Raw genomic sequence first — 10722 nt, 5'->3', positions numbered from 1 at the left:
CCTTGCTTTCAGGAAAGGCCAACGCCATGGGCGATACGTCACGCTCGCCCTGCCGTGCGAATGGCACATGGATCAGGGTGAGCGGCCGTTCGGCATGACACATGCCTGCTTGCGATTCGCTCCCTATCCATGCAGCGGTAGCGGGCGATTTATCAGCACTCAGCAGCCATCCTGCGAGCACCCGCTCACGCCTGGCCTCTCTTCGGATGGAAGAGGATGTCATTCGTATCGAAGTGTCTGGGCGAACCCTTGCAACGTCATTTCCGCTGGTGGCCGCCTGGTCGAGCAACAGCATGGATTCCTGCGATCGCGGGAAGGAAGGCTCAGGCGGTAAGGCCGGCGAGGCACGCCGCGCAGCATGCCTTTGTTCCAAGGAAATGGGCTGCGCAGGCACTACCCCGCCGCGACATTTCCGTACCCGGATCGATGGCTGCGGCTGTGCTGTGAGTTCCAGCCGCAATGCAGCGGGCGATGCGTTGGCCAGATGCCGGACATCGCGAAATACGAAAGCCAGCGCACGCCCGGTATCGGCCGCCACTTGCAAGCGGCGCAGGCTACGGTCGTCCGCCTGTCGCGGCCATGCCAGCACGGCGGCGCAACTACCGGAACGCAGGCATTGTTCGGTAGCCCACAGTTGCTGCTTTTCGTCCGCGTCGACGATCTCCACGCGCTGCAGGTTCACGCCCTGCTGCCGCCAGCCCATCGCGCAGGGCGCATAGGGCGGTGCAATCAGCACGACCGGGCGCTGGCCTTGCGTCAGCCGCGCCAAGGTCGGCAAGACCAGTTGCAGTTCGCCGATGCCATCGGCCGGCAGCAGGATTTCGGTCAGCGCGGCTTCCGGCCAGCCGCGTGTTGGCAACGCGGCATCGAGCAGGGGCCAGCCGGTCGGCTGTGCGCCCGCGGGCGGCAGCTCGGCGCGACCGCGCCAGACTTGCCGGGCATCCAGCAAGTGGGACAGGGCTACCACCGCCCCCATCAGCCGCCCCTCACGAGACCCGCAAACAATCCTTCGATGGCAAAGTCTTCGGTGGGATCGGGATCGATCGGCTGGTAGCCGGGGCTGTTCGGCAGCAGGCGAATAATTTCGTCTTTCCAGTACAGCCGCTTGATGGTGAAGCGCTCACCCGCCACGCGCGCCGCCACCACTTGTCCGTGCCGGGCGACCGGCGTGGCATGCACGGCGACGAGGTCACCATCCAGGATGCCTTCGTCGCGCATCGAATCGCCGATGACCCGTACCAGATAATCCGGACGCAGGCGGAACAGCCAGCGCGACACCCGCAGGCTGCGTTCCACGCGCGCTTCGGAAAAGATCGGCTCGCCTGCCGCGATGCGGCCGACCAGCGGCAATTCCAGGGTATCGGCCGCGAGTGGATCGGCTTCTTGCACCAGGCGAACGCCACGCGCCCGATTCGGCTCGACCACCAGGCGCCCTTTCGCCTCCAGCGAACGCACGTGCTTGAGCACGGCGCTCACGTTTGGCAGGCCCATGGCCTGGCCGATTTCTTCCAGCGTGGGCGCCTCCCCGCCTTGTTCCAGGCGCTGCCGGATAAAGGCGAGGATGTTGGATTGGCGGCTGGTGAGCTGAAGGGTCATGGCTCACATCTTTTCACCTTTTTTGGTGAAAATGAAGTGGCGCTCCAAATCTGAGGAGCACATGGCCGAGGAGGCAGGCGTATTCGATGGCTGCGGGCGAGTTTTCGCCCTCTTATCCATCCCTGGAGTCAGACAGGCTCCAGCCAACCCCACTTGTCCTGGGTCTTGCCATCGAACAGGCCAAAATACAGCTGTTGCAGGCGGCGCGTGATGCGCCCGGCCTTGCCGCTGCCGACCTGCTTGCCGTCGATCTCGCGGATCGGGGTGATTTCGGCGGCAGTACCGCACATCAGCACTTCGTCGGCAAGGTACAGGTACTCACGCGGGATATCGCGTTCCACCACTTCGAAACCGTCTTCGCGCGCGAGCACTTTCAAGGTATCGCGGGTGATGCCGGTAAGGATCGATGCGCTGGCCGGCGTGGTGTGCAGCACGCCATCGAAGACCAGGAACAGGTTTTCGCCCGCGCCTTCACTGAGCAAGCCGCTGGCCGCCAGGGCAATGCCCTCGCCAAAGCCCAGACGCCGCGCTTCGCGCGCGACCAGCTGGCCGGAAAGATAATTGCCGCCGGCCTTGGCACCGGCCGGGATCGTGTTCGGCGCAAACCGCTGCCAGCTGGAGACGCAGGCGGTGATACCCACTTCCAGCGCCTCCGGCCCGAGGTAGGGGCCCATCGGCCAGGCCGCCACGGCCACGTCGATCGGGGTTTCCGCGGAGAGGCCGAAACCGCCCAGGCCGCGATAGGCCACCGGGCGCAGATAAGCCGCGCTAAGGCCGTTCTTGCCGATGACGTCGCGGCAGGCCGCAGCCAGTTGATCCTGCGAGTAAGGCAGTGCCATGTCGTAGATCTTGGCCGACTGGTACAGGCGCTTGAGATGATCGGTAAGACGGAAGATCGCCGCACCTTCCGGCGTGACATAGCTGCGTATCCCCTCGAACACTGACGAGCCGTAATGCAGGGCGTGTGACATCACGTGTGCGGTGGCTTCTTTCCACGGCTTGATTTCGCCGTTCTGCCAGATCCATTCGGGGTACTGCATGGCCATGGGAGTTCTCCGTTGAGGACCGCCCATAATAGCGCCTGAGGGTTTCACGCACCTGAAAAGCACTCACCATTGCGGGTGCAGCCAAAGGCATCCGGCATGGTGGACCACGTCGAAGCGAGTTGTTTGGGTCGCCCCGCTGCCATCGTCGGACTCGGTTTGCACCAGCACCGCTTCGCCACCAGCCGTCGAGGTGGACGCGGCAGACGGGGAAAGTTCGGAGGAATCCGCATCGTCGTCGCCGGACGCCGAAGAAGATGACGCGGGCGCCGACGACGATACAGCTTTTACATCGATCAGTGGCTGGGCCATCAAGCGGCTGAAAAGACGGATATCCGTCACGACTCCCGCCTTGGCATCACCATCCCATAGCACCAGTCCGGCAAGGCGATTGGGCTTGCGTACCGCGAAGGCATCAATGATGGCTTGCTTGAGCTGGGCCAGGTCCGCTGCGCAAAGCACTGCGGGAGGCTGCGCCAGATCAGCGGCAACTTGCGCGGCACTCGATGTTGGCGCCGGCATGACCGGCGTAGCGTTTACGTCGGAGCAGACCCGGTCGGTAAAGACCGGAATGCCGTTCGCGCCCATGCAACGGTGGATATCGCCTTGTGCCCAAGCGGCGCGAAGCGGCCATAGCAGCAGCAACAGCAGGGTCCATATACGCATCCGGGCAGGATAGCCCGATGCGCGAAAGGGATCAGTGCAGCTGATCAAGCACCGCGCGCGTCGCTTTCGCGCGATTGAGCGTATAGAAGTGCAAGCCGGGTGCGCCGCCTTCCAGCAAGCGGCGACAGATCTGCGCCACCACTTCCGCCCCCATCGAACGAATCGATTCGACATCGTCGTAATACGCTTGCATGCGCTTGGCGATCCAGCGCGGGATTTCCGCGCCGCATGCCTCGGAAAACCGCTTGAGCTGGGCGTAATTGGAAATCGGCATGATGCCGGGCACTACCGGCACGGATACGCCCAGGCGATGCACGTCGTCGACAAACCGAAAATAGGCATCGGCGTTGAAGAAGTACTGCGTGATCGCGCCATCTGCACCGGCGTCGATCTTGGCCTTGAAATGACGCAGGTCCGCGTGGACATCCTCGGCCTGCGGATGCATTTCCGGATAGGCCGCCACCTCGATATGGAAGTGATCGCCACTGTGCTCGCGGATGAAACGCACCAGTTCGGCGGCATAGCGGAAATCGCCCGGCGTGGCCATGCCCGAGGGTAAGTCGCCGCGCAGGGCCACGATGCGGCGATAGCCGGCAGCACGATAGGCGTCGAGCAGCTCGGCGATTTCCTTGCGGGTACCGCCCATGCAGGAAAGATGCGGCGCGACGTCCAGCCCGTGTTGCCGATGCAGGCGCGCCACGGTCTCGCTGGTGTAGCTCAATGTGGATCCGCCGGCGCCGAAAGTAACCGAGACATATTCGGGTTTGAGCGCTTTGAGTTCTTTTGCCGCCCGGTCGAGCTGAGCGCGCTGTTCATCGGTCTTGGGAGGGAAGAATTCGAAGCTGATGGCCGGCATTGCACAGGTCCTTGGCGGCAGGTCGGCCAAGTATATATCTCTTATTCTCGATGAAGCGATATATGTACGCCGGCTAATCTGCCTACTGCATGGAAGCGGCTTCCGATACGTGCCGCCGGGCCAGGGGATGGGCTGACACTGTTTGCGCGGGCTGTCATCATCGCCGGATTGTGTCGCTCCTGGGCGACCATCTGTTTCGCTTCAGGGAGTGCTTGATGTCTGCTACCAATGCCATTCGCCGCGATGTGGGGCCATTTGCCCTGATGCTTACCGGCCTGGGTTCGATCATCGGCTCCGGCTGGCTGTTCGGCGCATGGAAGGCGGCAGGCCTGGCCGGCCCGGGCGCGGTCTGGGCATGGGTGCTGGGCGCGGCGATCATCATGACCATCGCGCTTACCTATGCGGAACTCGGCGCGATGTTTCCCGAATCCGGCGGCATGGTGCGCTACGGTCACTATTCGCATGGCTCGCTGGTCGGCTTTATCGCGGCATGGGCGAACTGGATCGCCATCGTTTCGGTGATTCCGGTCGAGGCTGAAGCTTCGGTGCAGTACATGGCTTCCTGGCATTGGCGCTGGGCGCAGGATCTGTATCACGTCACCGCCGGACAGGGCGAGCTGAGCCATACTGGCCTGGTCATTGCCGCGGTATTGGTGGTGATCTATTTCCTGCTCAATTTCTGGAGCGTGAAACTGTTCGCGCACTCCAACACCATGATCACGGCGTTCAAGCTGATCGTGCCGGCGGCAACCGGCCTGGCGTTGATCGCCAGTGGCTTCCATCGCGAGAATTTTTCGGTAGGCATCCACGGCGGCAGCCATGCCATCGATTTCGCCGCCGTACTCAACGCGGTCGCTACCGCGGGCATCGTCTTCAGCTTCAATGGTTTCCAAAGCCCGGTGAACCTTGCCGGCGAAGCGCGCAATCCGGGCAAGAGCATCCCCTTTGCGATTGTCGGCTCGATCCTGCTGGCGACGGTGGTGTACGTGATCCTGCAGGTGGCCTATATCGGCGCCGTGCCGCAGGACATGCTGGCGAAAGCGGGCTGGCACGGCATCGATTTTCGTTCGCCGTTCGCCGAACTGGCCATTATCGTCAACCTGCACTGGCTGGCGATGCTGCTGTATGTGGATGCCTTCATCAGTCCAAGCGGAACCGGCATGACTTATACCGCCACTACCGCCCGCATGATCTACGGCATGGAGCGCAACGGCACGCTGCCGAAAATCCTCGGCCATGTGCATCCGAAGTGGGGCGTTCCACGTCCGGCCATGTGGCTGAACCTGGTGGTGTCGTTCCTGTTCCTGTTCTTCTTTCGAGGCTGGGGCACGCTGGCAGCAGTGATCTCGGTCGCCACGATCATTTCCTATCTCACCGGCCCGGTCAGCGTGATGACTTTGCGCCGGACCGCGACGGAATTGCATCGTCCCCTGCGCGTGGCCGGCTTGCCGATACTCGCCGGCGTCGCTTTCATCATGGCAACCGAGCTGCTGTATTGGGCGAAGTGGCCGCTCACCGGCGAGATCATCCTGCTGATGGTCGTGGCATTGCCGGTATATCTCTACTATCAGGCCAAATCCGGCTGGCACGATTTTCATCGCCAGCTCAAGGGCGCCGTGTGGTTGATCATCTATCTGCCGACGGTGGCCGCGGTGTCGTGGGCGGGCAGCACGACATTTGGCGGCCAGGGTTATTTGCCCTATGGCATCGACCTGGTCGTGGTGGCCGTGATCGGCCTGGTGTTCTATCTATGGGGCGTAAAGTGCGGCTGGCGCACACCGTCGGTAGCTGCGGCACAAGCCGAATCGCACAGGCATCCCGACGCACCGCAGATACCTCCGGATGAAGAAACGGCCGAACGCATCGTCTACCGCTGAGGTACCGGCCCGCTCCGTTGGCTTGATCGCAAGCCGGATCAGCCAAGCGACAATATGTCGCCCAGCAAAGCCTGCGCGGTGACTTCGGGCCCCGCCCCGGGCCCTTGGATGACCAGTGGCTGCGTGTGATAACGGGTAGTGGTCAACGCAAACTGATTATCGGTGCCGTACAGACGCGCGGCGGGATGGGTAGGCGGCACTTCCGTCAGCCCCACGCGGGCGCGTCCGCGTTGATTGATGCGCGCCAGGAAACGTAGCACTTGGCCACGTGCCCGCGCGGCTTCGTGCAAGGCAGCCAAGGGCTCATCCAATTCTTCGAGCCGCTCCAGGAAGGTTTCGGTGGAAACGTCGCGCAACGTTTCGGGTACGAGGCTTTCCACTACCACCTCATCGCTGCCCAGTGCGAAGCCGGCATTGCGCGCAAGGATCAACAGCTTGCGTGCCACATCCTCGCCAGAGAGGTCCGCGCGCGGATCCGGTTCCGTGTAACCGAGCTTGCGTGCCTCGCGCAGCAGGACAGAAAACGGTCGGCTCCCGTCGTAGTGATTGAACAAATAGGAAAGCGAACCGGAGAACACGCCCTCCAGCGTAAGCAGGCTGTCGCCACAGTCGCAAAGGCGGCGCAGCGTGGAGAGCACCGGCAGCCCGGCGCCCACCGTCGCGGCGTCGCCATAGCGGCCGCCGGCGGCGCGCGCCGCTTGTAATGCACGCCAACCCGACAGTTGGCCACCAGCCAATGATTTGTTGGCGGTGACAACGTGATAGCCACGGGATAGCCAGTCGGCGTGGCGCGAGGCCAACTCTGCGGAAGCCGTCGCATCGACGATCACTTTCAGCGCGGCATCGTGAGTATCCAGCGCCGAAAACAAGGCCGTATCGTCGCGCGCGGCACCTTCCCGCTTGAGTCGATCGCGCAGGTCGCGCGCGGCAAGTTGCACCGCATCGGTCTGCTGCTTGCGTGAGTTCGCGGCACCGACCAGATGCAGTCGTCCCGCCACCGGTGTGCACAGCAACTTGAGGAAGGCGCCACCCACCACGCCCGTGCCAAGCAAGACCAGGGCAACTTTGTTCCGGTTAGTCAGCGCGGCATGCGCCGCCGATGCTTCCGCCAACACCGCGCTCATGCGATCACCCGCCGTTTGGAAACACCATCGGCCGTGGCCTCTGCGCGTTGCAACGCCGCATCCAGATCGCGCAACAGATCATCGCCATCTTCGATGCCGATCGACAGGCGCAGGAGCGTATCGGCGATACCCGCCGCATGGCGTGCCTCTGGAGCCATCGCCGCGTGCGTCATCGAGGCAGGATGGGCAACGAGGCTTTCCACACCGCCGAGCGATTCAGCCAACGAGAAATAATGCAGATCATTGACGAACGCTTCGATTTGCGGGACGTCTCCGTGCAGCTCGAAACTCAGCATGGCGCCGAAACCCTGCTGCTGGCGCGCAGCCAGGGCATGGCCTGTGTGATGGTGCAGACCTGGGTAGTAGACCTTGCGCACGGCCGCATGCTGATCGAGATGGCCGGCGATGCGTTCCGCATTCTCCTGATGTTGCCGCAGGCGCACGCCAAGCGTGCGCAGGCCACGCAAGGTAAGGAAACTGTCAAAGGGGGCTCCGGTCAAACCATTGCAATTGGCCCACCATTTCAATTGTTCGGCTACCGCCGCATCACGTGCCACGACGGCTCCGCCGACGACGTCGCTATGGCCATTGATGTACTTGGTGGTCGAATGCACCACGATATCCGCGCCCAGGCTCAACGGCTGCTGCAGCGCCGGCGACAGGAACGTATTGTCTACCACTACCAATGCACCAACGGCATGCGCCGCCTGCGCAACATGGCGCACGTCGGTGATACGCAGTAGCGGATTCGACGGTGTCTCCACCCATACCAGGGATGGTTTGTCGGCAAGTCCCTCGGCGAGCGCATGGCTATCGGTAAGATCCAGGAAGCGCACCTTGAAGCGTCCTTTCCTTGCCCAGGCATCGAGCAAACGCCAGGTACCGCCGTAGCAATCGTGCGCCGCAAGCACGGTGGATCCGGCAGGTACCAGTTCCAATGCCAGCGCGACGGCAGCCATGCCACTGGCCGTGACCACCGCTCCTGCTCCCTGTTCCAGTTCGGCTAGCGCATTGCCGAGCAGGTCGCGCGTGGGATTACCGCTGCGCGAATAGTCATAGGCGCGCTTGCCGCCCAGCCCTGTAAAGCTGTAGTTGGTAGAGAGATGCAGTGGCGGCACCACCGCGCCGTACTGCGTATCTGTTTCAATGCCAGCACGGACGGCGCGGGTGCTGGCGGCAGTTCCTTTTACGTCATCAGCGCACATGGTTCAGGCTCCACGGGGACAGGGAATGGCTTGACGCAAAAGGGGCGCCAGTTGCTGGGCTTCTTTGAGGAAAGCATCGTGGCCGTAGGGCGAGTCGATTACTTCGAGCGTGGCCGCGCCACGCAGGCGACGCTGCAATTGGCATAGATCGGCAAAGGGAACGAGACGATCGGAGGGAAAGCCAATCAGCGTGGCAGGTACAAGCACTTCTTCCGGCACAATGTCATGCAGATCGATGGATTCGGATAGCGCGAGAAAGCGCTCGATATCAAAACGCTCCACGAAGCGGCGACCCGCATGCAGCAGATATTCCTCCACCGGAAAGTGGAATCGTCCTTCACGATAATCTGGCGTACTGGCAAACCGACGCGCGAATTCCTCGTTGCCACGATACGTCGTCATCGCCAGTTGGCGTGCCAGGGAAAGCGCCTCCTCGATTTTTCCCGTTGCTTGTCCAAGACGCAATATCTGGCGTTGGATGGCACGCTGCGCCGTCGACATGGGATGAGAACGGTGGGCACCGGCGATCAGCACGAGTTTTTCAACTTTACCCGGATGGCGTGCAGCAAACGCCATTGCAACCATTGCGCCATAGGAAGAACCGACGAAAGCGACGACACTGCGAATACCGAGTGCGTCGACCAGTGCGGCCAGCGCATCGGCTTGATCTTCACTGGAAATCGCACGGGGTTTGTCTTCGTAATCGTCTGGCGTCAACCAATCGATACTCAGCACACGGCAATGTGCAAGATCGATGGCCTTATCTTGGCCAACCAATTCTTCCCACCAACCCATCTTGCCCTGCCCGTTATTTGCAACATGCCGATCTGCCGAGATGCCGCCTTGAACGATGATCGTGGGCGCATCGGGTGCACCGATCCATTGGTAACGCACATCCACATTGCTCGGTTTAGCGCCGTATGTCGGCTGCAAGCTTAGACGACGGCTACTGCACTGCTCGGTGAGCGCGGAACGCGAATGCAGGGGAACGACCACGGCAGTATGGCGATCGTCAACGGAAGGGGAGTTGGCAAGTTGTGGCATCTTCATGGTTCTCCATTTGCATCGCCCTGCGGAGAACCTTGGAAGAGTTGTCGCCAAGCCAATCATGCCATGCATGCATTGACGACACCCCATCTACCGGTAGGCGCTCAAGCGCTCCGCAGGAGTTGGCACCGTTGCAGGTTTGATCCCGCAGGTTGCCCCGGCTTCAAAGGGCCTGTCCCTCAGCCGGTCTCGATGAGTGGAAAAGACTATAGCCTTGTATTTTTCTTGCGTCAACGGACGTATAGACGTCTAAACGTGCAAACGCTTCGTATTTTCCGGATATTACGGCCATATGTGAAATAGCCATATGTTCGATCCTGGGCTGCTGATGGCAGTTATCCTGCCAGCATTGCTTTCTGGCTTGCGGATTCCGATCAGGTTGAATATTGATTCCGGCAAGTGCTGAACGTCCCGCCCGCGCTGATCAGCGGCGAATAGTCTGCTGCTGCCAGGCCGCTCGGCTATATTGCGCGGAGATCCGCTTCCGACCCAAGGCGGACGTTAGCCGCTCTTCCCCATCGCCAAGACATTGTGGCGGCCGTTGGTCTCTCGACGCATGCATATCAGCCCAACTCGGCCTCGATTGGATCGCGTGGGGCATACAAAGCCGTCTGCAGCAGGCACGATTTTGAGGGTGACGCGGAATGCCGCGCTACCGGTCAACTTAAGCTCAATGCAGAGCTAAGCAGTGCGAAACCACGAATACCCGATTCGTGCCGACCAAGAGTGTTTTCGGTCTACTACCTAAGTGAATGGCGTCCACAGCAGTTGCGTGGGGCTCGCCGCCCTTACACTGTAAACCTGAAGACTGTGCCATCGCGGACGACATGGCCGGCAGTGGGGGCAAAGTGGGTATCGATGACGAGGATCGCCTGGTCGGCCATTCGTCGAAGAGGCGCGAACGGGTGAGTACGGCGGCCTTCGGTTCGTCGTCGAACATCCAGTCGGGATGCGCCATCTGGCATGGGTGGTAGGCCATATGTCGCCGGTGATCACCGCCCGCTCGCCCTCGGACTGATAATCACGCTGACGTGGCCCGGCGTGTGGCCGATGGAAGGCGGCGTGAGTCGGATCTCAGGCGAGATCACGTGGTCCAGCTCCACCAGCTCGGCGAGGCCGACGTCGAAGATCGGCTTGACGCTATCGCCGAGCATCGCCTGCTGCTCTTTGAACCGCCCCGGCTTTCGTGAAGGCTGTTTGGTTTAAGTCATGCTGGTTCAGCGGCTCGTGATTGCGCGAGTTGCCGATAGTAGTTTGCCTCGGCCTCCGCTGGCGGGATATAGCCGATTGGTGCAAGCAATCGCTGGG

The 10722-nt window shown here is 61.8% G+C and carries 9 protein-coding genes, 1 pseudogene and 1 riboswitch; of the genes and pseudogenes, 1 reads left to right on the top strand and 9 read right to left on the bottom strand.

Annotated elements, in window-relative coordinates; all coding sequences use genetic code 11:
• Positions 1–370 precede the first annotated feature (370 nt).
• From imuA to metF, 5 genes and pseudogenes are all read right to left on the bottom strand, one after another.
• Positions 371–976, bottom strand: a pseudogene (imuA, locus tag ISP15_RS11165) (translesion DNA synthesis-associated protein ImuA); the annotation flags it as partial.
• Positions 976–1596: a transcriptional repressor LexA gene (gene lexA, locus ISP15_RS11160; RefSeq protein WP_404547406.1), complete on the bottom strand. Its 621-nt coding sequence runs from the start codon at positions 1594–1596 to the stop codon at positions 976–978. The gene lexA and the pseudogene imuA, both read right to left, overlap by 1 nt.
• A 128-nt stretch (positions 1597–1724) precedes the next feature.
• Positions 1725–2642, bottom strand: a complete 918-nt coding sequence (locus tag ISP15_RS11155; protein ID WP_404547405.1) for a branched-chain amino acid transaminase — start codon at positions 2640–2642, stop codon at positions 1725–1727.
• A 63-nt stretch (positions 2643–2705) separates the two neighbouring features.
• Positions 2706–3305 (bottom strand): DUF4124 domain-containing protein, encoded by a 600-nt coding sequence (locus tag ISP15_RS11150; RefSeq protein ID WP_404547404.1) that lies wholly within the window; start codon positions 3303–3305, stop codon positions 2706–2708.
• 31 nt (positions 3306–3336) lie between these two features.
• Positions 3337–4161 (bottom strand): methylenetetrahydrofolate reductase [NAD(P)H], encoded by an 825-nt coding sequence (metF, locus tag ISP15_RS11145; protein WP_404547403.1) that lies wholly within the window; start codon positions 4159–4161, stop codon positions 3337–3339.
• A 215-nt stretch (positions 4162–4376) separates the two neighbouring features.
• Here metF and ISP15_RS11140 point away from each other — a divergent pair, with 215 nt between their 5' ends.
• A complete protein-coding gene (locus ISP15_RS11140) occupies positions 4377–6038 on the top strand; it encodes an APC family permease (RefSeq protein ID WP_404547402.1) in 1662 nt (553 codons plus the stop codon).
• A 38-nt stretch (positions 6039–6076) separates the two neighbouring features.
• Here ISP15_RS11140 and ISP15_RS11135 read toward each other — a convergent pair whose 3' ends face one another.
• From ISP15_RS11135 to ISP15_RS11120, 4 genes are all read right to left on the bottom strand, one after another.
• Positions 6077–7162: a homoserine dehydrogenase family protein gene (locus ISP15_RS11135; protein WP_404547401.1), complete on the bottom strand. Its 1086-nt coding sequence runs from the start codon at positions 7160–7162 to the stop codon at positions 6077–6079.
• Entirely contained in the window at positions 7159–8367 is a 1209-nt protein-coding gene (gene metB / locus ISP15_RS11130) for a cystathionine gamma-synthase (RefSeq protein WP_404547400.1), read from the bottom strand. Before metB ends, ISP15_RS11135 begins: the two co-directional genes overlap by 4 nt.
• A gap of 3 nt (positions 8368–8370) precedes the next feature.
• On the bottom strand, positions 8371–9417 hold the full coding sequence (gene metX, locus ISP15_RS11125) for a homoserine O-succinyltransferase MetX (RefSeq protein WP_404547399.1): 1047 nt from the start codon (positions 9415–9417) through the stop codon (positions 8371–8373).
• 80 nt (positions 9418–9497) lie between these two features.
• A riboswitch (SAM riboswitch) is annotated at positions 9498–9613 on the bottom strand.
• 793 nt (positions 9614–10406) lie between these two features.
• Positions 10407–10568: an MBL fold metallo-hydrolase gene (locus ISP15_RS11120; RefSeq protein ID WP_404547398.1), complete on the bottom strand. Its 162-nt coding sequence runs from the start codon at positions 10566–10568 to the stop codon at positions 10407–10409.
• Positions 10569–10722 lie beyond the last annotated feature (154 nt).

This window comes from Dyella jejuensis (assembly GCF_044904675.1).
Lineage (GTDB): Bacteria > Pseudomonadota > Gammaproteobacteria > Xanthomonadales > Rhodanobacteraceae > Dyella_B > Dyella_B jejuensis.
Note: the sequence above shows the minus strand (reverse complement) of the source record. Positions and strands in the feature narration are given on the sequence as shown.